Origin of the sequence: Pseudonocardia sp. Ae505_Ps2 (genome assembly GCF_001932425.1) — a bacterium.
In the GTDB taxonomy this organism is placed as follows: domain Bacteria; phylum Actinomycetota; class Actinomycetes; order Mycobacteriales; family Pseudonocardiaceae; genus Pseudonocardia.
Map to the genome: position 1 here is coordinate 5,480,809 of NZ_MCIP01000001.1, position 25,706 is coordinate 5,506,514.

General features: G+C 72.6%; 25 protein-coding genes. 10 read left to right on the forward strand and 15 right to left on the reverse strand.

Annotated elements, in window-relative coordinates:
• Positions 1-46: 46 nt before the first annotated feature.
• The gene (gene thyX, locus Ae505Ps2_RS25490; protein WP_020627863.1) at positions 47-811 is read right to left on the reverse strand and encodes an FAD-dependent thymidylate synthase; all 765 of its coding nucleotides are present in this window, start codon (positions 809-811) and stop codon (positions 47-49) included.
• A gap of 151 nt (positions 812-962) precedes the next feature.
• On the opposite strand from thyX, the gene Ae505Ps2_RS25495 reads away from it, so the two are divergent.
• From Ae505Ps2_RS25495 to Ae505Ps2_RS25505, 3 genes are all read left to right on the forward strand, one after another.
• Positions 963-1,556: a toxin-antitoxin system HicB family antitoxin gene (locus Ae505Ps2_RS25495; protein ID WP_075311244.1), complete on the forward strand. Its 594-nt coding sequence runs from the start codon at positions 963-965 to the stop codon at positions 1,554-1,556.
• On the forward strand, positions 1,553-2,710 hold the full coding sequence (locus Ae505Ps2_RS25500; protein ID WP_084786434.1) for a hypothetical protein: 1,158 nt from the start codon (positions 1,553-1,555) through the stop codon (positions 2,708-2,710). Before Ae505Ps2_RS25495 ends, Ae505Ps2_RS25500 begins: the two co-directional genes overlap by 4 nt.
• 65 nt (positions 2,711-2,775) lie before the next feature.
• Positions 2,776-3,219, forward strand: a complete 444-nt coding sequence (locus Ae505Ps2_RS25505) for a nitroreductase family deazaflavin-dependent oxidoreductase (protein ID WP_139318968.1) — start codon at positions 2,776-2,778, stop codon at positions 3,217-3,219.
• Between the two features lie 4 nt (positions 3,220-3,223).
• On the opposite strand, the gene Ae505Ps2_RS25510 is transcribed toward Ae505Ps2_RS25505, so the two are convergent.
• On the reverse strand, positions 3,224-4,471 hold the full coding sequence (locus Ae505Ps2_RS25510; protein ID WP_075554317.1) for a crosslink repair DNA glycosylase YcaQ family protein: 1,248 nt from the start codon (positions 4,469-4,471) through the stop codon (positions 3,224-3,226).
• A gap of 63 nt (positions 4,472-4,534) precedes the next feature.
• Positions 4,535-5,419, reverse strand: coding sequence for a 3,4-dioxygenase subunit beta (locus Ae505Ps2_RS25515; RefSeq protein ID WP_075311242.1), 885 nt, complete (start codon positions 5,417-5,419; stop codon positions 4,535-4,537).
• A gap of 154 nt (positions 5,420-5,573) precedes the next feature.
• On the opposite strand from Ae505Ps2_RS25515, the gene Ae505Ps2_RS25520 reads away from it, so the two are divergent.
• The gene (locus Ae505Ps2_RS25520; protein WP_075333137.1) at positions 5,574-6,104 is read left to right on the forward strand and encodes a GNAT family N-acetyltransferase; all 531 of its coding nucleotides are present in this window, start codon (positions 5,574-5,576) and stop codon (positions 6,102-6,104) included.
• Between the two features lie 4 nt (positions 6,105-6,108).
• Here the strand turns inward: Ae505Ps2_RS25520 and dapB are convergent, their stop codons facing one another.
• Both dapB and Ae505Ps2_RS25530 read right to left on the reverse strand, forming a co-directional pair.
• On the reverse strand, positions 6,109-6,858 hold the full coding sequence (gene dapB / locus Ae505Ps2_RS25525) for a 4-hydroxy-tetrahydrodipicolinate reductase (protein WP_075311238.1): 750 nt from the start codon (positions 6,856-6,858) through the stop codon (positions 6,109-6,111).
• Positions 6,859-6,993: 135 nt separating this feature from the next.
• Positions 6,994-7,215 (reverse strand): hypothetical protein, encoded by a 222-nt coding sequence (locus Ae505Ps2_RS25530; protein ID WP_075554056.1) that lies wholly within the window; start codon positions 7,213-7,215, stop codon positions 6,994-6,996.
• Between the two features lie 208 nt (positions 7,216-7,423).
• On the opposite strand from Ae505Ps2_RS25530, the gene Ae505Ps2_RS25535 reads away from it, so the two are divergent.
• Positions 7,424-8,248, forward strand: coding sequence for a transposase family protein (locus tag Ae505Ps2_RS25535; protein ID WP_075553319.1), 825 nt, complete (start codon positions 7,424-7,426; stop codon positions 8,246-8,248).
• Here the strand turns inward: Ae505Ps2_RS25535 and Ae505Ps2_RS25540 are convergent, their stop codons facing one another.
• From Ae505Ps2_RS25540 to Ae505Ps2_RS25550, 3 genes are all read right to left on the reverse strand, one after another.
• Positions 8,249-9,316, reverse strand: coding sequence for a hypothetical protein (locus tag Ae505Ps2_RS25540; RefSeq protein WP_075307519.1), 1,068 nt, complete (start codon positions 9,314-9,316; stop codon positions 8,249-8,251).
• A 5-nt stretch (positions 9,317-9,321) separates the two neighbouring features.
• The gene (locus Ae505Ps2_RS25545; protein ID WP_139320213.1) at positions 9,322-9,621 is read right to left on the reverse strand and encodes a hypothetical protein; all 300 of its coding nucleotides are present in this window, start codon (positions 9,619-9,621) and stop codon (positions 9,322-9,324) included.
• Positions 9,622-9,749: 128 nt separating this feature from the next.
• Complete coding sequence (locus tag Ae505Ps2_RS25550) at positions 9,750-10,229, reverse strand: DUF456 domain-containing protein (RefSeq protein ID WP_020627871.1); 480 nt, start codon at positions 10,227-10,229, stop codon at positions 9,750-9,752.
• Positions 10,230-10,459: 230 nt separating this feature from the next.
• Between Ae505Ps2_RS25550 and Ae505Ps2_RS25555 the strand changes: the two genes are divergently transcribed.
• From Ae505Ps2_RS25555 to Ae505Ps2_RS25570, 4 genes are read left to right on the forward strand one after another with little or no spacing between them, the layout of a single operon-like run.
• Positions 10,460-11,443, forward strand: a complete 984-nt coding sequence (locus tag Ae505Ps2_RS25555) for an ABC transporter permease (protein ID WP_020627872.1) — start codon at positions 10,460-10,462, stop codon at positions 11,441-11,443.
• A 1-nt stretch (position 11,444) separates the two neighbouring features.
• Complete coding sequence (locus Ae505Ps2_RS25560) at positions 11,445-12,401, forward strand: ABC transporter permease (RefSeq protein ID WP_075554057.1); 957 nt, start codon at positions 11,445-11,447, stop codon at positions 12,399-12,401.
• The gene (locus Ae505Ps2_RS25565; protein WP_075307523.1) at positions 12,398-14,470 is read left to right on the forward strand and encodes an ABC transporter ATP-binding protein; all 2,073 of its coding nucleotides are present in this window, start codon (positions 12,398-12,400) and stop codon (positions 14,468-14,470) included. The genes Ae505Ps2_RS25560 and Ae505Ps2_RS25565 overlap by 4 nt, the downstream gene beginning before the upstream one ends.
• 41 nt (positions 14,471-14,511) lie before the next feature.
• Positions 14,512-16,206, forward strand: a complete 1,695-nt coding sequence (locus Ae505Ps2_RS25570) for an ABC transporter family substrate-binding protein (RefSeq protein WP_075554058.1) — start codon at positions 14,512-14,514, stop codon at positions 16,204-16,206.
• 160 nt (positions 16,207-16,366) lie between these two features.
• On the opposite strand, the gene Ae505Ps2_RS25575 is transcribed toward Ae505Ps2_RS25570, so the two are convergent.
• The 7 genes from Ae505Ps2_RS25575 to Ae505Ps2_RS25605 form a co-directional block, all read right to left on the reverse strand.
• Positions 16,367-17,743 carry a pitrilysin family protein gene (locus Ae505Ps2_RS25575; RefSeq protein WP_349289840.1) on the reverse strand — a complete coding sequence of 459 codons (1,377 nt, stop codon included), beginning with the start codon at positions 17,741-17,743 and terminating at the stop codon, positions 16,367-16,369.
• Between the two features lie 4 nt (positions 17,744-17,747).
• Positions 17,748-20,024, reverse strand: coding sequence for a polyribonucleotide nucleotidyltransferase (locus Ae505Ps2_RS25580; RefSeq protein WP_075307529.1), 2,277 nt, complete (start codon positions 20,022-20,024; stop codon positions 17,748-17,750).
• A 244-nt stretch (positions 20,025-20,268) separates the two neighbouring features.
• Positions 20,269-20,538, reverse strand: coding sequence for a 30S ribosomal protein S15 (gene rpsO, locus Ae505Ps2_RS25585; protein WP_020621572.1), 270 nt, complete (start codon positions 20,536-20,538; stop codon positions 20,269-20,271).
• Between the two features lie 300 nt (positions 20,539-20,838).
• Complete coding sequence (locus Ae505Ps2_RS25590; protein WP_083695722.1) at positions 20,839-21,378, reverse strand: helix-turn-helix domain-containing protein; 540 nt, start codon at positions 21,376-21,378, stop codon at positions 20,839-20,841.
• A gap of 64 nt (positions 21,379-21,442) precedes the next feature.
• Complete coding sequence (locus tag Ae505Ps2_RS25595) at positions 21,443-22,405, reverse strand: bifunctional riboflavin kinase/FAD synthetase (RefSeq protein ID WP_075333133.1); 963 nt, start codon at positions 22,403-22,405, stop codon at positions 21,443-21,445.
• A gap of 65 nt (positions 22,406-22,470) precedes the next feature.
• Complete coding sequence (gene truB / locus Ae505Ps2_RS25600; protein ID WP_075554060.1) at positions 22,471-23,367, reverse strand: tRNA pseudouridine(55) synthase TruB; 897 nt, start codon at positions 23,365-23,367, stop codon at positions 22,471-22,473.
• A gap of 9 nt (positions 23,368-23,376) precedes the next feature.
• The gene (locus Ae505Ps2_RS25605; RefSeq protein ID WP_075307535.1) at positions 23,377-24,036 is read right to left on the reverse strand and encodes a response regulator transcription factor; all 660 of its coding nucleotides are present in this window, start codon (positions 24,034-24,036) and stop codon (positions 23,377-23,379) included.
• A 116-nt stretch (positions 24,037-24,152) separates the two neighbouring features.
• On the opposite strand from Ae505Ps2_RS25605, the gene Ae505Ps2_RS25610 reads away from it, so the two are divergent.
• Entirely contained in the window at positions 24,153-25,619 is a 1,467-nt protein-coding gene (locus Ae505Ps2_RS25610) for a cation:dicarboxylase symporter family transporter (protein ID WP_075307537.1), read from the forward strand.
• Positions 25,620-25,706 lie beyond the last annotated feature (87 nt).

Here is a 25,706-nt window from a genome sequence, read left to right on the forward strand (position 1 = left end):
CTCGGCAAGCCTCGCTCAGCACCGATGCTCGCTCGGCAAGCCTCGCTCAGCCTTCCGCGACCAGCGGGCTGGAGGCGATCTCGGTCCCGTCGGCGAGGGTCTGGATCTGGAAGTCCGCGAACACGTTCGGCACCTCGGCCTGCAGCTGGCGCAGGCACTCGACGGCGAGCTTGCGGATCTCGACGTCGGCGGCCTCGGAGGCGCGCATCGCGATGAAGTGCCGCCACGCCCGGTAGTTCCCGGTCACGACGATCTTGGTCTCGGTCGCGTTCGGCAGCACCGACCGCGCGGCCTGACGGGCCTGCTTGCGCCGCAGCGTCCCGTTCGGCACGTCGGCGAAGCGCGCCTCGAGCCCCTCGAGGAGCTTCTCGTAGGAGGCGAGCGCGTCGGCCGAGGCCTGCAGGAACAGCTCGTGCAGCTCCGGGTCCTGGGCGATGACGTCCGGCTCGACCATCGCGGCGTCCCGCTCGGGGACGTAGCGCTGGGAGAGCTGGGAGTAGGAGAAGTGCCGGTGCCGGATCAGCTCGTGGGTCAGCGAGCGCGAGATGCCGGTCAGGTAGAAGCTGACCGAGCCGTGCTCGAGGACCGAGAGGTGCCCGACCTCGAGGATGTGGGCGATGTAGCCGGCGTTGGTCGCGGTGCGCGGGTTCGGCTTGCCCCACGACTGGTAGCAGGCGCGGCCGGCGAACTCGGCCAGCGCCTGGCCGCCGTCGGCGTCGGTGGACCACGGGACGTCCGCGGGCGGGGTGAACTCGGTCTTCGCGACGAGCTGCACGGTCAGCGGGACGGTCTTCGGCGCGGTCTCCGGCATGCCGCGAGGGTAACGACCGGCGTGCCCGGCACCCGCCGGGCCCCGCGCCCGCACCCACGGTGGCGGCCACGGCACCCCCGGTACGCTGCGACGTCGCGGCCGACGCCACGAACCGGTGGCGTGATGTCATCAGTGACGCCATAGTGGTGTCATGGACCTCACGCCGTACGTCGCGCAGCTGCGCGACGACCTCGCCGCCGCGGCGGCCGCGGGCGACGAGCAGACCCGCCGCACCGCGGCACTGCTCGGCTCCGCGATCGAGCCCGCAGCCCGGCTCGCGATCATGAACGCACTGTCGGACCTGGCCTCGGAGGCGACCGCCGCGCTCGGCGACCGTTCTGTCGAGGTCCGCCTGCACGGCCGGGAGGTGCGCGTGTCGGTGTCCGGCGGCGACCCGGAGCCCGGACACGCACCCACCCCGGACCCCACCCCGGCGGGCGAGGGGACGTCCCCTTTCGGCGGCTTCCCGTTCGGCGGCACCGCCGCCTCCGGTGGTCCGACCTCCTCCGGAGGCCCGGCGACCGGCGGCTCGCCGTTCTCCGGCGACGCCGGTGACATCAGCCGGGTCACCCTGCGCATCGTCGAGCAGATCAAGGCCCAGGCCGAGCGGGCCGCCCAGTCGCAGGGCGTCTCGCTCAACACCTGGGTGTCCCAGGCCGTCCAGGGGGCGCTGGCCGGCGCGGAGGGGCGCACCGGCCGACCGCACCGCGACGGGCGCAGCCTGAAGGGATGGGTGCAGGGATGAGCGACGAGCAGACCGGCCCCGTCGAGCCGGACGACGCCGGCGCTGACGCCACGCACGACGGCGGCGCCCACACCGACGGCACCGGCGCCGGCGCCACCGGTGCGAGCAACGGCGACGCCGGCCACCCGCCGACCGGCCACTCGTCGACCGGCGACACGGCCCCCGGCGGTGCGGGCACCGGGGACGCCGGCACCGGCACGCCCTCCCGCAGCGAGCGGTTCGACTGCGCCGGTGCCGCCGAGATCGAGGTGACGACCGGCGCAGGCCGGGTCCGGATCGACCTGGTCGAGGGAGCCGACGAGGTGCGCGCGGAGATCACCGCCGACCGCAGCGCCGCGCCCTGGTCCGGCGGCCTCGGTGGGCTGCTGGACTGGATCGGCAGCTCGATGACCGGCCGCGCCGGCGTCCCCCAGGCCGGGGCGGGCTGGTCCGGGCGCGGGTTCGACCCGATCGTCGGTGCCCCCTGGGAGGCCACCGGCGATCCCTCGGCCGACGCCGTCGACGCCGTCACCGTCGAGTGGTCGGCGGAGACGCGACGCCTGGTGGTGCGCGGTCCGGACGACGCCGCCCTCGGCGCGGTGCCGCTGGTGGTGACCATCTCCGCGCCCGCCGGGTCGCGGCCCGCGGTACGGACCGGCGCGGCCTCGGTCGAGCTGACCGGCCGCGCGTCCTGGGCCGCGGTGCGGACCGGGTCCGGTGCGGCCCGGCTCGCCGAGGTGCACGGCGACGCCGACGTCACCACCGGTGCGGGGTCGATCGACCTGGGCACGTGCTCCGGCCGGGCCCACCTGCGTGCCGGCTCCGGCGGGGTCGAGGCCGGATCGCTCGGCGGCGCGTCGCGCATCCGAACGGGCAGCGGCGACATCCGTGTCGGCGAGCCCACGGCGGACCTGGAGGTGCGCTCGGGGTCGGGGGACGTGGTCGTCGCCGATGCGGTGTCCGGTGACGTCCGCCTCGGCACCGGGTCGGGGTCGGTCCGGGTCGGGGTGCACTCCGGTGTCGCCGCCGAGCTGGACCTGTCGACCGGGTCGGGCCGTGCCCGCTCCGAGCTCGACGTCCGCCACGACGCCCCGCCGACGGCGCCGGCGGTGCGGCTGTCCGGGCGCACCGGCAGCGGTGACGTCCTGGTGACCCGCGCCTCCGTGGCGGTCTGACCCACACTCGGTATCTCGCTCGTCGAGATGATCGGTGAGCGAGATACCGGCGTAGGATCGGCGCCGTGGACCGCACCGAGATCGCCGCGACGAACGCCTCCATGACCGCCCGGGTCCTGCAGATGCCTCCGGCCCCCGTCCCGGACGGCGGCTACGCACTGCGTGTGCTGCGCACCCGCGGGCGGCGCAGCGGGGAGCCGCGCGACACCCCGATCGGCGTCGTCGGGCACGACGGTGCCACCTACCTGGTCTCCCCCACCGGTGGGCGGGACTGGGTGCGCAACCTGCGGGCGACGCCGGAGTGCGCGATCCGCTCCGCCGCGGGCGACGAGCCGCACCGGGCGGTGGAGCCCGACCGCGCCGAGGCCGCGGCGGCCGTCGTCGGCTACCTGCGGGCGCTCGACGTGCCGTGGGCCCTGGCGGCGTTCCCGGTACCGGCCGACGCCACCGAGGAGCAGGTCGCCGAGCACCTGGACGCGATCGCGGTGTTCCGTCTCGACCCCGCCTGAGCCGTCAGCGGGCGGCGACCTCGGCACGCAGCTGCGCGGCCAGGTCGCCCCGCTCCCCCACGGCGACGCCGTCGAGCCCGAGCCAGCCCGCCATCGTCGCGAGCTCACCGGCCAGCTCGGCGGCGATCCGCGGGCGCGGGGCGGTCGCCCCGGGCTCGGCGAACGCCCCGGGCACCCGCAGCACGCCGGCCGCCCGGTCGGCCTTGAGGTCGACCCGGCCGACGAGCTCGCCGTCGAGCAGGAACGGGAAGACGTAGTAGCCGTACTCCCGCTTCGGCTCCGGCACGTAGATCTCGATGCGGTAGCGGAATCCGAAGATCCGCTCGGTCCGGCCACGCTCCCAGACCAGCGGGTCGAACGGACACAGCAGCGCCCGCCCGATCACCGTGCGCGGCACCCGGGCGGCCGGGTCGCGGTAGGCGGGCCGGTCCCAGCCGCGCACGCCCACCGGCTCCAGGGCACCCGCGTCGACCAGCTCGGCGATCGCGGTGCGGGTGCGTTCCGGGCCGAGCCGGTAGTAGTCGCGCAGGTCGGTCTCGGTACCGACCCCCAGTGCGGAGGCGGACCGCGCGACGAGCTCACGCGCCGCGTCGGCCGGGTCGGGGGCGGGCAGCGCGAGGATCTCCGGCGGCAGCACCCGCGAGGGCAGGTCGTAGCGGCGCTCGAAGTGCACACGCGTGCCGACCGCCAGCTCGCCGACGGCGAACAGGTACTCGCAGAACCGCTTGACCTCCGACCGCTCCCACCAGGTTGCCCCCGGCGGGCGCGGGCGCACCTCACCGGCCCGCCCGTGCGGAGCGAGCGCCTTCTCGATCGCACCGGCGCCCAGCGGCCCGGACTCCGCCACCACGTCGAGGATGTCCCCCGCCAGGGACGGGTGCTTCTCCAGCAGCGGGCCGTAGTGCTTCCACCAGCGCCGCGGCAGCGCCTCGTGGGAGAGCAGCGGCATGTCCTGGACCGGGACCAGACTCGCCTCGTGCGCCCAGGTCTCCGCCAGCAGGCGCGGTCGCCGCGCGCTCGGTGACCAGGCCGCGTCGTCGAGGAGGGCGGTGGGGTAGGCACCGAGCCTGCTGAACAGCGGCATGTAGTGCGCGCGCACCGCGATGTTGACCGAGTCGAGCTGGAGCAGCTTCACCCGGTCGAGCACCCGGCCGAGGTGGCGGCGGGTGACCGGCCCGGACGGCCGTGGATCGGTGAAGCCCTGGGCCGCGAGGAAGGTCCGACGGGCGACGTCGGCGGAGATCGTGCGCACGGCCGGGATGCTGCCACGGGGCACCGACAGGATCCGGCACGGCGTCGGGTGACCTCCGGCCGGTCAGCTGCCGGGCGGGGGGCCACCGGCACCCGGCCGGCCACCGCCCGGGGCGGCTCCCGCGTCCGGCTGGGTGGTGACGTCGACGGCTGCGGTCAGCGCGACCGTGTAGCCCGAGGTCGGGTCGCCGGTGACCGTGGCGAGCTGCAGGGCCCCGCCGTCGTCGCCGAAGACGTTGTCGGAGGCGAGCGAGACCTTCGCCAGGTTGGTGACCGACTGCTCGTAGCCGGCGGTGGCGTAGACGGCGGCGCACACGTCCTGCGGGAGGGCCACCTGGGAGGTGGCGACCGCGTTGCCGGCGTCGGTGATGTCGGCCTGCGCGGGGTACACCTCGAAGTGGATGTGCGGCCAGCGGCCGTCATAGCAGGCCGGGACGATGCTGGTGAAGCGCACCGCCCCGTCGCTGCCGGCGACCTGGACCCCCCGCAGGTAGTTCTCGGCCTCCAGCCCCTCGGAGTACAGGGAGTACCGGCCTTCCCGGTCGCAGTGCCAGACGTAGACCGCGGCACCGGCCATGCCGGCGGCGGCCATGTCGGTGATCGTGAGCTCCAGGGTCATCGGCACTCCGGCCGCGGTCGCCGAGCCGGTGCCGAAGCTCGACCGGATGTCGCTGCGCACCACCCCGGACTCGGTGAGCACGTTCGCGCCGTTGGAGCCGTCGCCGGGGTACGGGCCCGCCGTCTCGTCCGGGATCTCGCCGGTCGAGGTCGCGGTCGTCGCCGACGGGGCCGCGGTGCCGCAGGCCGCGAGCCCGGCGGTGACGGCGCCGACGCCGAGCACGGCCAGCATGCGGCGCCTGCTGAGCAGGGTGCCGAGGTCGAACCCGAGACCCTGGTCGACGACCTCGTCGGCGGGGCGGGGCAGGGCACGGCCCTGGTAGCGCGGCATGGCGGGTCCTCCGGTGCGTCGTCGTGCGGGACTGTCGTGCGGAACGAGAACGACGGTAGGAACCGGACATGGGCCCCGGATCGCACCGCCCTGTGGACCCGCTGTGGACCCGGGCGGTGACGTGGCCCGCGGGGTCGCACGGTAGGCATGACCCATGGCCACCGCGACCGTCCGCCCCGCCACCGACGACGACGTGGGCGCGATCATGGCGATCCAGGACCGCACCTGGCGCACCGCCTACGCCGGGCTGCTGCCCGAGGAGGCGTTCGCGGGACTCACCTCGGACGCCGCGCGCTCGCACTGGAGCGACGCCGTGCACGCCGGCGACGGCTACCACCTGTTCGTCGCCGTCGAGGGGGACGAGACCGTCGGGTTCGCCGCCGCCGCCCGCTACGCCGGGGCCGACGGTCTGGCGATCGCCGAGGTCAGCACGCTGCTGGTGGAGCCGCGCTGGGGCAGGCGCGGGCACGGCGGGCGGCTGCTCGCCGCCGTGGCGGCCGCGCTGCGGGCGTCCGGCTCGGACACCGGGCGCACCTGGGTGCCCGAGGCCGACACCGCCTCACGGAACTTCTACAGCCGCGCCGGCTGGGCGCCCGACGGCGCGGTGCGCACGCTGGACACCGGATCCTCGACGCTGCGCGAGGTCCGCCACGCCGGGACGCTGGACCTGCACCTGGTCGACTGAGGACTCATCCGAGCCCGAGCAGCGGCTCCAGCCCGATCGTCAGCCCCGGGCGCTCGCGTACGGCACTCACCGCGAGCAGCACGCCCGGCATGAAGCTGGTCCGGTTCATCGAGTCGTGGCGCAGGGTGAACACCTCACCGTCGGTGCCGAGGACGACCTCCTGGTGCGCGATCAGCCCGGGCATCCGGACCGCGTGCACGTGGATGCCCTCGACGACCGCGCCACGGGCGCCGTGCGGGTCGTCGGTGGTGGCGTCGGGAACCTCGCCGAGACCGGCCTCGCGCCGCGCCGCGCCGATCACCGACGCGGTCCGCGCGGCGGTGCCGGACGGGGCGTCGACCTTGCCGGCGTGGTGCAGCTCGATGACCTCGGCGGAGTCGAAGAAGCGGGCGGCCTGCGCCGCGAAGTGCATCATCAGCACCGCGCCGACCCCGAAGTTCGGGGCGACGAGCACGCTGCCCGAGCCGTGCTCGTCGAGGATCGCGCGGACCTCGTCGAACTTGGCGGCGTCGAAGCCGCTGGTCCCGACGACCGGGGCGACCCCGCGCGCCAGGCACTCGCGGATGTTGGCGATCGCGGCGCCGGGGTGGGTGAAGTCGACGGCGACGTCGGCGCCGTCGAGGGCGGACAGGTCGTCGCCCGCGTCCAGCGCGGCGACCAGCTCGGTGTCCTCGGCGGCCTCGACCGCCCGGCACACCTCGCTGCCCATCCGGCCCTTCGCGCCGAGGACCGCCACCTTGATCGTCTCGCTCACCCGCGCTCCTCACTCCGTCCGATCCCACCGACCGTCGGGAGTCTAGGCAGCGGAGCCGGGGTGCCACGGAGCCGGTCCCACACCGCCCCGGGGGCGCCCGATCCGTGCTCACGGGCACGGGCGGGCGCACGGCCGTCAGCAGGCCGGGAGCGGGTCGCGGCGGACGCGATCGATCACCTCGACCAGGTGTGGACGCCGCCATCGCCGACGGTCCCGCATGGCCTGGAGCAGCCGTTGCAGGTCCGCCGAGGCCCGCCACGCTCGCCCCACCAACGCAGCCCCGTGGGCCCCCGGTACCAACCGGCCGTCGTAGAGCTCGTGCAGGACGACGCCGAGGGCGAACACGTCGTCCTCCACGGCGGTCGGTTCCCGGCCGTGCGGACGAGGCGGCTCGTAGCCCGGCGAGGCATAGCCGGAGAGCCTCGGCGACGCAATGAGGTGTTCTCAGTAGCGGGGTGGCAGGTCGTGGCGACACGCCGAGGGTGGTGAGATGAGCGGGAACGGGGCAGGACCCCGGTAGATCGGTTCGGTCCAGCACAGATCGACACCGTCACCGAGGTCCTGCATGTCTGATCCTGTCACCTACACCGCTGTCCTCCCGATCGGGGAGCGCACCGTGGCCTATCTGGCGCGGCTCCTGGTCCTTCAACGCCGTCGACGTGGCACCCGGCGGCGGGCGTTGACCCCGTTCGCCCAGGCAGTGCTGGTGATCCGCTGGTTCTGTGATGCTACCCGGGTCCGATGTTCGGCCGGTGACAACGCGATCAGCACTGCAACGGCCTACCGTTACCTGCACGAAGGCATCGACGTCCTCGCCGCGGCCGCACCCGGCCTGCACGGAGCCCTGCTCGCCGCCCGCACAGCCGGGCACACCCACGTGAATCTCGACGGCACCCTGATCGCCACCGACCGGTGCCGCGCGCTCGGCCTCACCCCCGGGGTCGACCTGTGGTGGTCGGGCAAGCACCGCCGCCACGGCGGGAACATCCAGGTCCTCACCGCACCTGATGGATGGCCGCTATGGACCAGCGACGTGCGGCCGGGCCGCGAGCACGACACCCGCTGCGCCCGTACCCACCCCGGGCTGCTCGAGGGCCTGGCCGCGTTCACCGACGACACCCACGCCGCGCTGGGCGACCTCGGCTACGAAGGCGAAGCCGACCGGCTCACCGTGCCCATCAAACTCGCCCCCGGCCGCGGGCAGACGGTCAACCAGCGCACCGTCAACACCCTGCACTCAGCCCTTCGTGCTCTGGCCGAACGCGGAAACGCCCTGCTCAAGACCACCTTCGCCGCGTTGCGGCGAGTCACGCTATGTCCCTGGCGCACCGGCGCGATCACCGCAGCTGCGCTCGTACTACTCCACACCGAGTACGACCGCACGACATGATCAACCCGCTACTGAGAACACCTCAATGGGACAGGCGCCCTCGAAGTCGAGAAGGTGCACCCGCCCCCGGGATCCGACCACGATGTTGGCCGGCTTGCAGTCGTTCCAGATCCAGCCGTGGGTGTGTACCGACCGCACGGACTCGGCGAGGCGCAGCACGATGGCACGCAGTGTGTGTGCCGGAACGTGTCCGTGGACCATCTGCGCGACGTCCACACCCGCGATCGGCTCCATCTTCAGGTAGACGTGCCCACCTGCGGTCTCGACGCCGGTCAGGACCGGCATGCAGCCCAGTCCGCGCAGAGCCGTGAGCGCATCCGCCTCGTCGAGGCCCCGTCGACGGCCGTCGACACCGTCGAAGTCGGTCTCACCGTGCCTGCGCCCCTCCTTGGCGATGCACAGGTGGCGCCGACCGGCATTGCGATCCACCGCGAGGTAGACGCCGCCCTTACCCCGCTGGCTGACGGCCCGGAGCCCGACGAACGACATCGCCTCCTGTCGGTGCACCGTCCGGGCCCGCCACACAACCGGGTCCCGCACCCACGCCGGAGGCTCCGTGTCGGAACGACGGTCGGGCACGACCTGCCCGTCGGGGCCCCTCAGGTGGCACGCCCCGAGCGTCGTGTCGACCGAGGGGTCGACGACGCCGTACCGGTAGAAGACCGGACGACCCGCGGCCAGCTGCTTCTCGAAGGGGACCGCGGGCCAATGATCGCAGTCCTCGGTGGCTGCGACGAGTGCGTCCCCGAGTGCGACGAACTCCTCGTCGGAGGACGGATAAACGGTGAAGATCTTGCCGATCTGAGAGTACGTCGGTCCTATTCCCTGGTTCAGCCGGGCCACTCCAGCGAGGGTCCGCGGACATTTCGCGAGGACGCCGTACTCCCGCACGATCTGCGCGACCCGATCGAGGATCACGGGCACCGTCATGACCGTGGCCGAGACATGGATCTTCCACCCGGCATGGGGAAGATCCGCGTCCTCGGGCGGCGAGGTGAATCGCCACTCGCCCCGCTCGCACGGGAAGGTCCGCGACGACTCCCGCAGCCAGTCGTCAGCGAGGTGCACGCCCGTTACGCCTCCTGCACCGCGGTCAACGTCGTCAGCGTTGCGGTCGTCACGGTCGTCGGGCTGGTCAGCGTGCACGTCGTCGCCGTCGTGACGGTCGTCGAGAACTCGGCTTCATTCCCGGCCGCCTGGGTGAGGTTCCCGAGTCCGGCCGGATCGAGCGCCATCTTGCGCCGCAGGTCGTCGGTGGTGGCCGTGCCGCTCACGACCTTGTTCAAGGTGGTGCGCATGTCCTCCGCATAGGCCTCGTCGGTCACGAGTCGATTGACGTATTCGGCGACGGAGTTCTTGTGAGCATCAGGCATGAGAGCTGCTCCTCGTCCTGGGATTCGCGTCTTCGCCCTCGTAGTGTTCGCTCCCCCCCCCGAACGTCGGACATGATGCGAATTGACGATATCCGGGCATGCCGAGCGGGCAGTCCACGCCGAAGGACTCACCCTACGACGAGGCCGCCGATCCACACCGCGACCGTGACCAGCCCCGCGGCGAGCTCGATCAGGATGCTCCAGCCGACGGCGGTGAGCGCCTCGCGTGCCGAGCGCCAGGCGGTGGCGGCGTCGGGCAGACGGGCCAGCTCGGCCAGCCAGACCCCGAGCACGAACCCGAGGAACAGCCCGACCACCGGCACGACGAAGAACCCGACGACGCCCAGCACGAGCCCGGCGAACAGGGTGCGGGTCGGGACCCCGGCGGCCTTGAGCCGGCGTCCCGGGAGCAGGTACTTCGCGACCTGGCCGGCGACGGTGACGAGCACCGCGATGCCGAGCACCCACCAGCCGACCGCATCGCCGCGCGGGACCGCCCAGACCGCGACCCCGCCGACGATCAGCAGCGGCCCGGGCAGGACCGGCAGCACGATCCCGGCCAGTCCGACGAGCATCATCAGGCCGGCGACGACGGCGAGGGCGGTCATGGCGCCCAGCCTGCCAGCAGGTCCGGCGGTTCCCTCGGACGAACCCGCGGTGCCGGGAGGGTGTCATCATCACGAGTGGGTAAACGCTGTGAGCCGGGACTACCAACTTCTGGTACTGGCGTGCCAGCCTCGATGTCACCCGAAACAGTGACACCCGCTCACCTGCGGTCGTCCCACCACCCGCGCGCTGCCGGTCACCACCGCACCGCGGACGAACAGAGAAGAGCAGCGTGCTCCGGTACCTCCTGCGCAGGGGCGCCGGGTGGCTCGCGATGATCGTCGTCGCGACCAACCTGGTCTACTTCCTCGCGAACTCCTTCCTCGACCCCCGGGTCAACTACCTGCAGCTGCGACCGCCGCGCACCGACGCGGAGATCGCCCGGTCGCTGGGCCAGTACAACCTGGACTCGAACGTCCCGGTCCTGGAGCGGTGGTGGATCTGGATCACCGGGATCGTGACCCGCTGGGACTGGGGCACCAGCCCGATCGGCGACCCGGTGAACGCGCAGGTGGCGTTCCGCGTCGTGGTGTCCGGGCAGCTGGTGTTCTTCTCGCTGCTGCTGTCGATCGTGATCGGGGTGGCGCTCGGGGTCTACTCGGCCCAGCGCCAGTACCGGCTCGGTGACCGCGCCGCCCAGCTGACCTCGGTGTTCACCCTGAACATCCCGTCGGCGGTCGCGGCGCTGGCGGTCGTGTTCGTCGCCATCGCGATCAACCAGGGTGTCGGCGGGACGCTCTTCTACGTCGCGGGGTCCGAGTCGCCCGGGGTCACCGGGTTCTGGCCGCTGCTGGTCGACCGGGCCCAGCACCTCGTACTGCCGACGATCTCGCTGCTGATCATCTCCTACGCGGGTTACCACCTGCTGCAGCGCTCGATGCTGCTCGACGTGGTCAACTCCGACTACGTGCGGACCGCCCGGGCCAAGGGGCTGACCCGCAGGCAGGCCATCCGGCGTCACGGGCTGCGCAGCTCGATGATCCCGGTGGCGACTCAGGTGGCGTTCGCGATCCCGGCGCTGTTCACCGGTGCGGTGATCACCGAGAAGACCTTCGCCTGGCAGGGCATGGGCGACTACTTCATCCGCACCATCTCGACCAACGACATCCACGGCGTCGTCGCCACGGCGGCGTTCGGCGCGGTGACGACGGCGGTCGGCGCCATGCTCGCCGACATCGCGGTCGTCGCCCTCGACCCGAGGGTGCGGGTGGGCTGACATGAGCCTGAACATGCCCGAGCTCGCCCCCACCGTCTCCGACGGTGCCGACGGCGCCCCGGGGCCGGGCGCACCCCGTCGTCGCCGGGGTGCCCGCGCCGCGCTGGTCTGGCGTCGCTACCGGCGCAACTGGCCCGCGATGGCAGGTCTGGTCGTCTTCGGTCTGCTGGTGCTGTTCTCCCTGGTCGGCGGGTTCCTCTCCCCCTACGACCACACCGACGTCGACTTCGCGGCGCTGACCGCGGCGCCGTCGCTGGACCACCCGCTGGGCACCACGGCCGGCGGTAACGACGTCTACGCCCAGGCCGTGCACGGCCTGCAGCGCTCACTGACCATCGCCGTCACGGTCTCGCTGCTGACCACCCTGATCGCCGCGGTGGTCGGGGCGGGCGCGGCCTACCTGGGCGGCGGGCGGACCTGGGCCCGGCGCGGCGAGCGCGTCCTGCTCACGGTCGTCCACTTCCTGATGGTGGTGCCGTCGTTCCTGATCCTGGCGCTGGCCTCCCAGTGGGGGTCGGGCGACTACCGGATCCTGATCGTCGCCCTGACCCTGCTGGGCTGGATGACCACCGCCCGCGTGGTCTGGACCGTCGCGACGACGCTGCGCGAACGCGAGTACGTCTCGGCCGCCCGCTTCATGGGGGTGTCCGGGCCGGGGATCGTCTTCCGCCACCTCATCCCGAACATCGGCTCGCTGCTCATCGTCACCTTCACCCTGAACGTGGCGAGCACCGTGCAGAGCGAGACCGCGCTGTCGTTCATCGGGTTCGGCGTGCAGATCCCCGACGTCTCGCTGGGCACGATGCTCGCCGACGGCGGCTCGTCGATGGCGACCGCGCCGTGGATCTTCATCGTGCCGTCGGTGCTGCTGGTGCTGCTGACCGCGTCGCTCGCGTTCGTCGGCGACGGCCTGCGCGACGCCCTCGACCCGACGTCCCGGGCCGGAGGCAGCGCATGAACGCCCCCGTGCTGTCCGTGCGCGACCTGACCGTCGCGTTCCCCTCCGAGGCCGGCCGGGTGGCGGCCGTCCGCGGCGTCGACTTCGACCTGTTGCCCGGGCGCACGCTCGGCATCGTCGGCGAGTCCGGATCCGGCAAGTCGGTGACCTCGCTGGCCGTGATGGGCCTGCTGCCCGAGACGGCGTCGGTGACGGGCTCGATCACCCTGGCCGGCCGCGAGCTGGTCGGACTGTCCGACGAGGAGCTGTCCGGGATCCGCGGCAACGACATCGGGATGGTCTTCCAGGACCCGCTGTCCTCGCTGACACCGATCTTCACCGTCGGCGACCAGCTCGTCGAGGCCATGCAGATCCACCGCGACATCGGCCGCGCGAAGGCCCGCGAACGTGCGGTCGAGCTGCTCGACCTGGTCGGCATCCCCGATCCTCGACGACGCGTGCGCGCCTTCCCGCACGAGTTCTCGGGCGGCATGCGTCAGCGCGTGATGATCGCGATGGCGATCGCGAACGACCCGTCGGTGATCATCGCCGACGAGCCGACGACCGCCCTGGACGTCACCGTGCAGGCACAGATCCTCGACGTGCTGAAGGTGGCGCGTGACGAGACCGGCGCCGCCGTCGTCATGATCACCCACGACCTGGGAGTGGTCGCCGGGGTCGCCGACGACGTGCTCGTCATGTACGCCGGGCGCCCGGTCGAGACGGCCCCGGTGGACGAGCTGTTCGCCGCGCCGCGGATGCCGTACACGATCGGTCTGCTCGGCGCGGTCCCCCGCGTCGACAGCGTCGAGCGGCGCCCGCTGGTCCCGGTGCCCGGCAGCCCGCCCGCACCGACCGACCTGCCGACGGGCTGCCCGTTCGCGCCGCGCTGCCCGGTCGCCGTCGACGCCTGCCGCACCGCCGAGCCGCCGCTTCGGCCCGTCCCGGGTCGCGACGGCCACGCCGCCGCCTGCGTGCGGACCGGCGAGATCGTCGACGGTGCGATCGACGGCGAGCCCGTGTTCGCCGTTCCGGACCTCCTCCTCGACGACGACCGCGCCGGCGACCGCGAGACCCGTCCCGCGGTGCTGTCGGTGAGCCACCTGCGCAGGACGTTCCCCCTGATGAAGGGGTCCCTGGTGCGACGCCGGGTCGGCACGGTGCACGCCGTCGCCGACGTGGACCTCGACATCCGCCGCGGTGAGACCCTCGGCCTGGTCGGCGAGTCCGGCTGCGGCAAGACCACGACGCTGCTGGAGATCATGAACCTGCTCCCGCCGGAGAGCGGGACGATCGAGATCGCCGGAACCGACGTCGCCACGCTGCGCGGCCGCAGCGACATCGCCGCGCTGCGTCGCGAGATCCAGATCGTGTTCCAGGACCCGATGGGCGCGCTCGACCCGCGCATGACGGTCGGCGACATCCTCACCGAACCGCTGCGGGCGGCCGGCTGGACCGACCGGGACCGGGTCGCCACCCGGGTCGACGAGCTGATGGCGCTGGTCGGTCTGGACCCGGAGCACGTCGACCGGTTCCCGGCGGCGTTCTCCGGCGGGCAGCGCCAGCGCATCGGGATCGCCCGCGCGCTGGCGACGAAGCCGTCGCTGCTGGTGCTCGACGAGCCGGTGTCCGCCCTCGACGTCTCGGTGCAGGCCGGGGTGCTGAACCTGCTCACCGCACTGCAGCGCGAGCTGGGGCTGAGCTACCTGTTCGTCGCGCACGACCTGTCGGTGGTGCGGCACGTCGCGGACCGGGTCGCGGTCATGTACCTGGGCCGGATCGTGGAGTCCGGCGCGGTCGCCGACGTGTTCGGCAACCCGCAGCACCCTTACACCCAGGCGCTGCTGTCGGCGATCCCGGTGCCGGACCCGCAGGTCGAACGGACCCGGCAGCGGGTGGTGCTCTCCGGGGACCTGCCCAGCCCGACCGACGACGCGCCGGGCTGCGCGTTCCTGGGCCGCTGCCCGCTGGCCCGGACGCTGTCCGAGCACGAGCGCTCGCGCTGTGCCGGCGAGACCCCCGAGCTCCTGGTCAAGGACGGCGCGAGCGACGCAGACTCCGACCACCGCAACGCCTGCCACTTCCGCTGACCCACCTCAACCCCGACCGGGGAACCGAACGAAGGAGAGACATGCGCAGACCCATCCGACGCGGGGCGACCACCGCCGCCGTCGCGGCGCTGGCCCTGGTGCTGGCGGGCTGTGGCGGAGGTGGCTCCGGCGGGCCCGCGCAGACGGCCGAGTCGCTGTCGACGACGCCGTCGTACAACGCCCAGCCCTACGAGAACGTCAAGGACGGCGGCCAGGTCACCCTGCCGTTCCGCTCGGACCTGAACCCGCAGTTCAACCAGTTCCAGGGCGACATGACGACGGACACCCGTCTGGCCTGGGGCTTCTACAACCCCATGGTCATCACCTTCACCCCCACCGGTGAGCCGGTGATCAACCCGGACTACGTGACCAAGGCCGACGCCGTCGACAACGGCGGGAAGACCACCGTCACCTACACGATCAACCCGAAGGCCGTCTTCAACGACGGCACGCCGATCGACTGGCGGGCCTTCGAGTCGACCTGGAAGGCCAACAACGGCAAGGACAGCGCCTTCATCCCGAACTCCACCGACGGCTACGACCGGATCACCTCGGTGACCCGCGGTGCCGACGACAAGCAGGCCGTCGTCGCCTTCAACGGGCCCAACCCGTGGTGGCAGGGCCTCTTCAACAACCTGCTGCACCCGAAGGCGGCCACCCCGGACGTCTTCAACAAGGGTTACCTGAACAACCCGCATCCCGAGTGGGGCGCCGGCCCGTACGTCCTGTCGAACTTCGACAAGCAGAACTCGACGCTCACCTTCGAGCGCAACCCGAAGTGGTGGGGCAAGAAGGGCAAGCTCGACCGCATCACCCTGGTGCAGATGGAGACGCAGGCGAAGGTCAACGCCTTCCGCAACGGGCAGATCGACGCCGCCGAGGCGGAAACCGCCGACCTGCTCGCCCAGGCCCGCAGCGTGCCGAACGCCGACATCCGCATCTCCGGGACCCCGGCCAACTTCCTGCTGACGCTCAACAGCACCACCCCGGTCCTCAAGGACCCCGCGGTCCGCAAGGCGGTGTTCGACGCCATCGACCGAACCCAGCTCGCCAAGATCGCGTTCCAGGGGCTCGACTACACCGAGGACCCCGGTGGGTCGTTGGTGCTGCAGCCCTACCAGAAGGGCTACGAGGACAACCTCGCCGCCGCGGTCGCCTTCGACCCGGAGCGCGCGAAACAGGGCCTCGACGCCGCGGGCTGGGTCGCCGGCCCGGACGGCGTCCGGACCAAGGGCGGTCAGCCACTGACCTTCACCTACGTACAGACCGGAGACACCCCCACCAAGCGGGCGGCCTCGGGTGCCATGGTGGCCATGCTGAAGAACATCGGCGTCGACCTCAAGGTCCGCGTCGTACCCTCGACCGACTTCTCGAAGGTCATGGCGAACAAGGAGTTCGACATGGTCTTCAGCGGATTCAAGTCCTCGGACCCGTACGGCGTCGCCTACATCTGCCAGCAGTACTGCTCGGACTCGACGCTGAACAAGTCCGGCACCGGCACCGGCACCGCCGCGCTCGACGAGGAGCTGCGCAAGGTCAACACCCTGCCGACCGCCGACGAGCAGTACGCCGCCGCGAACGCGGTGGAGAAGAAGGCATTCGCGACGTACGGGCTGCTCCCGGTCTACTCGGGCCCCGCGATCTGGGCCACCAAGCCCGGGCTCGCGAACTGGGGCGCAAGCCTGTTCGCCTTCAACCCGCTGCCCGAGACCCTCGGCTGGCAGAACGGATCCTGAGCGACCCCGCACCACACCGACGGAGCCCCGGACCCGCACCGGGTCCGGGGCTCCGCCTCTGCCTCCTCGACACACGAAACGGGCCCCTCGTACGGAAGTTCGTACGAGGGGCCCGTTCGTGCGTAGGAAGCCGCCCGGCGAGGCGGCCGAAAGGGTGGGGTCAGGCCAGGTCCCGCAGGGCGACCGGGAGGTCGTCGACGTCGGCGTAGGGCCCCACGACGGCCGCCGTCAGCGGCTGGGCCAGCAGGTCCGCGGCCAGCACCGCGACCTCGCCCGGGGTGACCGCGTCGATGCGGGCGAGGCTGTCGGCCAGCGACCGCTGCCGCCCGTGGTCCAGCTCGGCGCGGCCGAGCCGGTTCATCCGCGACGCGGTGTCCTCGCAGCCCAGCACCAGTCCCCCGCGCAGGGCGCCCTGGGCACGGACGACCTCGGCCTCGGTCAGTCCGTCGGCCGCGACCTCGCCGAGCACGTCGCGCACCACGGCGACGACCTCGCCGAGGCGTTCGGGGGCGCATCCGGCGTACACCGACAGCGCGCCGGCGTCGGCGTAGCGCACCGTCGAGGAGTAGACCTGGTAGGCCAGCCCGCGCTGCTCCCGGACCTGCTGGAACAGCCGCGAGGACAGCCCCCCGCCGAGGGCGGAGTTGAGGACGGCGAGCACCGGGAGGCCGCGGCCGGCGCGGCCCGCGGTGGGCACGCCGAGCATCACGTGGGCCTGCTCTGACTCGTCGTCGAGCAGCCCGAGGGCACCGGTGCGGACCGGGCGGACACCTGTGGCGCTGCGCGGGGGCACCGGACGGGCCCCCTCGTGGTGCCGCGCGGCCGCGCCGAGGGCGGCGGCCACGAGCTCGGCGACGTGGGAGTGGTCGAGGTTCCCGGCCGCGGCGACGACCATCCGCGGCGCCGTGTACTGCCCGCGCCAGAAGCTGTGCAGGGTGTCGCGGCTCATCGCCCGGACCGACTCCTCGGAGCCGATCACCGGGCGCCCCAGCGGGTGGTCGCCGAACAGGGTCTCGTCGAACAGGTCGCCGAGCAGGTCCTCCGGGTCGTCGTCGCGCATCGAGATCTCCTCGAGCACGACGCCGCGTTCCAGCTCGACGTCGGTGTGCGCCAGCTCGGCGTCGGTGACGACGTCGGCCAGCACGTCCACCGCGAGCGCCACATCGGTGTCGAGGACGTGGGCGTAGTAGCAGGTGTGCTCCTTGGCGGTGAACGCGTTCAGCTCACCGCCGACGGCGTCCATCTCCTCGGCGATGCCCGCCGCGGTGCGCCGCCGGGTGCCCTTGAACAGCAGGTGTTCCAGGAAGTGCGCGGCGCCGGCCTGCTCGGGTGTCTCGTCGACCGAGCCGATCCCGATCCAGATGCCGAGTGCCACCGAGCGGACCCCGGGCACGGCCTCGGTGACCAGCCGCACCCCGCCGAGCAGATCGCTGCGGCGGACGGTGTCACCGGAGTCGGCGTCGGGGAGCGGGGACACACGGGCGGCGGCCCGGGAGGAGTCCCGGGCCGCCGTCGCGTGGTCGTTCTCAGATGCCAACAGTTCAGCTCGGGTTGGCGGCGGCCTCGGCCGGAGCCTCGGCGTCGACGACGCCCTCGGCGGGCGCCTCCGCGACCGCGGACTCGTCGACCACCGGGATCAGCGAGATCTTGCCGCGGTTGTCGATGTCGGTGACCTCGACGCGCAGCTTGTCGCCGACCTTGACGACGTCCTCGACCTTGCTGATCCGCTTCCCGTTGCCGAGCTTCGAGATGTGGACCAGGCCGTCCTTGCCGGGGACCAGCGAGACGAAGGCACCGAACGCGGCGGCCTTGACCACCGTGCCCAGGAAGCGCTCGCCGACCTTCGGCAGCTGCGGGTTGGCGATCGCGTTGATCATGCCGATCGCCTCCTCCGCGGAGGGGCCGTCGTTCGCACCGACGTAGATCGTGCCGTCGTCCTCGATCGAGATGTCGGCGCCGGTCTTCTCGGTGATCGAGTTGATCATCTTGCCCTTCGGGCCGATGACCTCGCCGATCTTGTCGACCGGGACCTTCACCGCGGTGACCCGCGGCGCGTACTTGCTCATCTCGTCCGGGCCGTCGATGGCCTCGCCGATCACCTCGAGGATGGTCAGGCGGGCGTCCTTGGCCTGGTTCAGCGCGGCGGCGAGCACCTCGGACGGGATGCCGTCCAGCTTGGTGTCCAGCTGCAGCGCCGTGACGAACTCCTTGGTGCCGGCGACCTTGAAGTCCATGTCGCCGAAGGCGTCCTCGGCGCCGAGGATGTCGGTCAGCGCGACGTAGCGCGTCTGGCCGTCGACCTCGTCGGACACCAGGCCCATCGCGATGCCCGCGACCGGCGCCTTCAGCGGCACACCGGCGTTGAGCAGCGACATCGTGGACGCGCAGACCGAGCCCATCGAGGTCGAGCCGTTCGAGCCGAGGGCCTCGGAGACCTGGCGGATCGCGTAGGGGAACTCCTCGCGGTTCGGCAGGACCGGGATCAGGGCCCGCTCGGCGAGCGCGCCGTGGCCGATCTCGCGGCGCTTCGGCGAGCCGACGCGACCGGTCTCACCGGTCGAGTACGGCGGGAAGTTGTAGTGGTGCAGGTAGCGCTTGCGCGTCTCCGGCCCCAGCTGGTCGATCTGCTGCTCCATGCGGAGCATGTTCAGCGTGGTGACACCCATGATCTGGGTCTCGCCGCGCTCGAACAGCGCCGAGCCGTGCGCCCGCGGGACGACCTCGACCTCGGCCGACAGCGGCCGGATGTCGGTCAGGCCGCGGCCGTCGATCCGGACCTGGTCGGTCAGGATCCGGCGGCGGACCAGCTTCTTGTTCAGCGCGCGGAACGCGTTGCCGAGCTCGGACTCGCGGCCGACGAAGCGCTCGCCGAGCTTCTCGAGCACCGACGCCTTGATCTCGTCGGTGCGGGTCTCGCGCTCCTGCTTGCCGGCGATGGTCAGCGCCTGCGCCAGCTCCTGCTCGACGGCCTCGGAGACGGCCTCGAAGGCGTCCGGCTGGTAGGCCGGGAACACCGGGTAGTCGCCGGTCGGCTTGGCGGCGACGTCGGCCAGCTGCTGCTGGGCGATGCACAGCGAGCGGATGAAGGGCTTCGCGGCCTCGAGGCCGTCGGCCACGACGCCCTCGGTCGGGGCGGTGGCGCCGCCCGCGATCAGCTCGATCGTGTTCTCGGTGGCCTCGGCCTCGACCATCATGATCGCGACGTCGTCGCCCACGATGCGGCCCGCGACGACCATGTCGAACGCGGCGCGGTCGAGCTGGTCGTGGGTCGGGAAGGCGACCCACTGGGTGTCGGTGCCCGCCTCGTTCGCGATGAGCGCGACGCGGACGCCGCCGACCGGGCCGGAGAACGGCAGGCCGGCGAGCTGGGTGGACGCCGACGCGGCGTTGATCGCCACGACGTCGTAGGGGTCCTTCGGGTCGAGCGACATGACCGTCACGACGACCTGGATCTCGTTGCGCAGACCGTCCACGAAGGACGGGCGCAGCGGGCGGTCGATGAGGCGGCAGGTCAGGATCGCGTCGGTGCCCGGGCGGCCCTCGCGGCGGAAGAACGAGCCGGGGATCCGGCCCGCGGCGTACATCCGCTCCTCGACGTCCACCGTGAGCGGGAAGAAGTCGAACTGGTCCTTCGGCCGCTTCGAGGCGGTCGTGGCGGACAGCAGCATGGTCTCGTCGTCGAGGTACGCGACGACGGACCCGGCAGCCTGGCGCGCGAGCCGGCCGGTCTCGAACCGGACGGTGCGGGTGCCGTAGGTGCCGTTGTCGATGACGGCGGTGCTCTCGTGCACGCCGTCCTCGGAGATGACGTCAGTCATACGGGGGTGTTCTCCTCGTCGTTGGGAGTGGTCTTCGTCTACCCCCACCACCGTGGCGCCGGCTCGATCCCCTGCTGGGCCGGTCTTCGATCGAAGCCCCCGGCCGCGCGTCGCGCTCCGGGGGCCACTACCGAGGACCGGCGGATGTCCGGTCGCCTCGCGTGGCGGGCTCTGTTCAGTTGTGTCGCTCGGTGTTACGGAACGACCCGGCACCGGGAACCGGTGCCGGGTCGCCCCAGGCGGGTCAGCGGCGCAGACCCAGCTTCTCGATCAGCGCGCGGTAGCGGGCGACGTCGACCTCGCGCAGGTACTTGAGCAGCCGGCGACGACGACCGACCAGCAGCAGCAGGCCGCGCCGGCTGTGGTGGTCGTGCTTGTGCTGCTTCAGGTGCTCGGTCAGGCCGACGATGCGCTGCGTCAGCAGCGCGACCTGGGCCTCGGGGGACCCGGTGTCGGTGGCGTGGGTGCCGTACTGCTCGAGCGTGCTCTTCTTCTCGGCGGTGGTCAGTGCCACTGCTCAACTCCTTCATCCTTGAGACGGTCCGTGGGGCCGTGACGTCCGACGAAACCCGGGTGAACCGGCGGGACGGCAGGAAGTCGGTCGCGGCCGCCACGGACTGCAGCCGGACCCGAGGTGAAACGGTACCAGCGACGGGTGCGCCGACCGCCGCCGACCCGCGTCACCCCGGTGTGTGGTCCGGTGTCCCGGCGTTGTGTGCTCCGGTGTCCCGGCACGCGGCGGGACCCGGTGGACCACCGCGGCCACCGATGCGGGTCACCCCACCGCGTCCGCACCCGGGGTCGGCAGCCGGGCTCAGCGCCGTCCGGCGGCGGCCCGGCGCAGCACCTCGGCGATCTCCGGGAACGCCGCGGCCAGCTCGGCCGCCGCCGCGACGAGCCGGGCCGGCGCACTCACCCCGCGCAGCGCGTCCTCCGCGGTCGGCTCGGCCGGGGCCCGTCGCGGCTGCGGCACCGCCGGCCCGGTCGTGGGTGCCTGCCCGGCGCAGCGGCAGGCACCGGTCGGTGCACCCGGCGTCGGCTCCTGCCGGACCCTGGCCAGCAGCACCTCGCGTTCGGCCTCGGGCACCGGACCGTGCGCGAGCCGCCGGTCCAGCGCGGTCATCCGGCCCAGCACCGCAGGGTCCCCGATCTTGACCCGGCGCCCGCCCGCCAGCTGGGACAGCATCGCCGGGCTCAGCCCGATCGCGGCGGCGAGGCGGGCCTGGGTGATGCCGAGGCCGGTCGTGAGCCGGCGGATGCGTTCGTCGAGGGGCTCGCCGTAGATCGCGCTCTGGCGGTCGCGGTTGCGCGCGATCTCCTGCGCCACCGGGTCCACGGTGCGGGGGTCGTCCATGCCTGCCAGCCTCGGTGACCACGCGGTTTGGCGCGGTCGTTCGGCCCCGGCAGGGGGTTTTCACCTAATCCGGCACCCAGTCGGGTCCGGTGGCGTCGCCGGCCGCGGTGAGGATCTCGCGGCAGGTCTCCACGTCGCGGCCCATCTGCGCGACGAGCGCCTCGACGCCGTCGTAGTGCTCCTGGCCGCGCAGCCGCTCGACGAACTCGACGCTGACCTCGTGGCCGTAGAAGTTCTCGTCGACGTCGAGGACGTAGACCTCGACGGTGCGCACCCGCCCGGAGAACGTCGGGTTGGTCCCCACCGAGATCGCGCCCATCAGACGACGGTCGCCGATGCGGAACCAGCCCGCGTAGACGCCGTCGGCGGGGATCGCGGTGTGCGGCGGGGTGGCGACGTTCGCGGTCGGGTAGCCCAGGTCACGGCCACGTTTGTGGCCGTGCACGATCACGCCGTCCACCCGGTGCCAGCGGCCCAGCGCGTGCGCGGCGTCGCGGACGGCCCCGGCGTCGATGCAGGACCGGATGTAGGTGGAGGAGAAGGTCACGTCGTGGTCGGAGACCAGGTCGAGCGCCTCGCAGGCGAACCCGAAGCGACGGCCCAGCTCGGCGAGGGTCCCGACGTCACCCTCGGCCCGGTGGCCGAAGGTGAAGTTGCTGCCCACCACGACGACGGCCGCGTGCAGCCGGTCGACCAGCACCTCGTGCGCGAACCCGGCGGGCGGCATCCGGGACAGCGCCTCGGTGAACGGGATGACACAGAAGACGTCCGCGCCCACCTCGGCCACGAGCTCGGCCCGCCGGTCGAGTGTGGACAGCCGCGCCGGGTGGGTGCCGGGCCGGATCAGCTCGGCCGGGTGCGGGTCGAACGTCACGACGACGGCGGGCAGGCCGCGCTCGTGCGCCCGTTCCACCGCGCGGGAGATCAGCTGCCGGTGTCCACGGTGCACCCCGTCGAACACGCCGACGGTCACGACGCACCGGCCCCAGCCGGGCGGAACCGCCTCCAGACCACGCCACCGCTGCACGGGCGCGAGCCTAGGCGAACCGGGCCGGGTCCCGCGCAGCGGGCGACCGCGCTCGGCCCGCAGGGTCAGCCGGCCGGCGCGAGCACGACGACCGGGCGGGCGGCGGCACCGCGGTCGGCCATCAGGGCCAGCGCGGCGCCGTCCGGGGCGAACACCCCGTAGGTGCCCGCGATCCCGGCCGCCGGCAGTGACTTGCCGAACCGCACGTCGGTGGCGGCCGAGGCGTCGAGGTCGACCCGCGGGAACGCCGTCGCGACGGCCGCGGCGAGGTCCAGCGACAGCCCGGGTTCCTCTTCGAGCTGCTCGACGGTGCGCGCGTGCTCCAGGGTGAAGGGTCCGACCCGGGTGCGCCGCAGCGCGGTCAGGTGCCCGGCGGAGCCCAGCGCAGTGCCGAGGTCGCGGGCGAGCGCGCGGACATAGGTGCCCGAGGAGCAGTCGACGGCGACGTCGAGGTCGCACCACGGGCCGTCACGGCGCACCGCGAGCAGCTCGAACGCCGACACGGTGACCGGGCGGGCCGGGATCTCGACGGTCTCGCCGTCGCGGACCCGCTGGTAGGCGCGCTTTCCGTCGATCTTCACCGCGGACACCGCGCTGGGGACCTGCATGATCTCCCCGGTCAGCGCGGCCATGGCGGCGCGGACGGCGTCGTCGTCGGCCCCGACCGGGACGGGCTCGCCGACGGGCGTGCCCTCGGCGTCGTCGGTGTCGGTGCCCTGCCCGAGCCGCACGGTCGCGGTGTAGGCCTTGGTGTCGAGCGACAGGTGCCCGAGCAGCTTGGTGGCCCGCTCGATGCCGACGACCAGCACCCCGGTCGCCATCGGGTCCAGCGTCCCGGCGTGGCCGACCTTGCGGGTGCCCATGATCCGGCGGAGCTTCCCGACGACGTCGTGGCTGGTCGGGCCCCGGTTCTTGTCGACGATCACGAGGCCGGGCGGCGGGGGCGGGTTGCGTGCGGGCACGCCGGGACGCTAACGCGCCAGCCGGTACCCGACTCCACGGACCGTCACCACGACGTCGCGGGCCCCCAGCTTCGACCGCAGCGACGCCACGTGCGCCTCCAGCGTGCGTGCCGCGGACGCGTCGGCGGTCCCCCACACCTGTTCCAGCAGCTCGGTGCGCGGCAGCACCGCTCCCTCCCGGCGGGCGAGCGCGGCGAGCAGGTCGAACTCCTTGCGGGTCAGCGCGACCTCGGTGCCGGCCGCGGTCACCGCCCGCCGGTCGAGGTCGACGACGACGTCGCCGACGCTCACCGTCGCGGCCACCGCCGCGCCGGTGGCACGACGCAGGACGGCCTCGATCCTGGCCACCAGCTCGTCGGTGGAGACCGGCTTGACCAGGTAGTCGTCGGCGCCCGAGCGCAGTCCCTGCACCCGCGCCGCGACGTCGCCGCGGCCGGTGATGGCGAGGATCGGCACCCGGGACCGCTCCCGGATCTCCCGGCAGACGCCGATGCCGTCGCGGTCGGGCAGGCCCATGTCGAGCAGCACGACGTCGGGCTCCCGCTCGGCGACGGCGGCGATGGCCGCGGACCCGCTGGTCACGAGGTCGGTCGGGTATCCCTGGCGGACGAGGCTGCGTCGCAGGGCGTCGCCGAGGACCGCGTCGTCCTCGACCAGCAGCACCCGCACGGACCCACCCTAGTCACGATTCCTCAAAGCTTCCTCAAGCTCGGTGCCCCCGCGGTTGCCCCACGACACGCCCCGGCTCCATCGTGTCCGCACCGAACACGTCGAGGAGGACGGACATGGCCGAGGTCGCCAACGCAGACGGCTCGTCCGGGACGGGGTCCACCACCCCCACCCGGACCAAGAAGAAGGTCTACACCCAGCTCTGGTTCTGGGTGCTCGTCGGCATCGCGTCCGGCATCGCGGTCGGGTTCCTCGCTCCCGGCTTCGCCGGTGAGCTGAAGTGGCTCGCCGACACGTTCGTCCAGATGATCAAGGTCATCATCGGCCCGGTCATCTTCTGCACCGTCATCGTCGGCATCGCCTCGCTGGGCAACCTCGCCCGGGCCGGGGGGCTCGCCGCGCGGGCCATGGGCTACTTCCTGATCATGACGGTGATCGCGCTGACGCTCGGCCTCATCGCCGGCAACGTCTTCCAGCCGGGTGCCGGTTTCGAGGGGCAACCGAGCGCAGCGGAGCTGACCCGGGCCGAGGGACAGTTCGAGACCGGGGCCCAGGAGTCGGGTGTCATCCCGTTCATCCAGGACTCGCTGCTCCCGAAGAGCTTCTTCGGCCCGTTCGTGGACAACTCGGTCCTGCAGGTCCTGGTGCTGGCCATCCTGGCCGCCTGCGCCATCTCCTCGCTGAACCCGGCCCTGCGCAGCCGCCTGGTCGGCGGCATCGAGGGCATCGCCCAGGTCATCTTCGGCATCATCAAGATCATCATGTGGGCCGCGCCGGTCGCCGCGTTCGGCGGCATGGCCTACACCGTCGGCCAGATGGGCGGCGCGTCGCTCATCAACCTGCTCAAGCTGATGCTGGTCTTCTACGGCACCTGCCTGTTCTTCATCGTCGTCGTCCTCGGTGCGGTGTCCTGGATGGCAGGCATCAACATCTTCAAGGTCATCCGCCTCATCAAGGACGAGCTGCTGATCATCCTCGGCACCTCGTCGTCGGAGTCGGTGCTGCCGCGCTTCCTCACCAAGCTGCAGTCCGCCGGTGCGTCCAAGCAGACCGTCGGCATGGTCATCCCGACCGGCTACTCGTTCAACCTCGACGGCACCTGCATCTACCTGACCCTGGGTGCGCTGTTCATCATCCAGGCGGGCAACGAGTACCTGCCGATCGGCGCGCAGATCGCGCTGGCCGTGCTCATGGTGCTCACCTCGAAGGGCGCCGCGGGCGTCACCGGCGCCGGCCTGGTCACCCTGGCCGCGTCGCTGCAGGCCTTCGGCGGGGAGTTCTTCACCCCCGAGGCCATCGTCGTCGGTCTCGCGCTGATCGTCGGCATCGACCGCATGATGTCCGAGGGCCGTGCGCTCACCAACGCGATCGGCAACGTCGTGGCGACCTTCGTCGTCGCCCGCTGGAACGGCGAGCTCGACCGCGAGCGGCTCGCCGCGGTGCTGGACGACCCGAAGCTCGTCGAGGCCGACATGGAGGCCGCGCACGGGGGCGGTGCCGCCGACGAGCAGATCGAGCAGGCCGCCGAGGGCGCCGAGAAGCCCGAGTCCGGCTCCCGCGAGAAGGTCGGCGCGGGCTCCTGACCACGGCGCGGGTCCTCCTCCCATGACCGTCGCACCCCCGCGGAGCCGGCAGGCCCGCGGGGGTGCCGACGTCCCGGCCGGTGCACG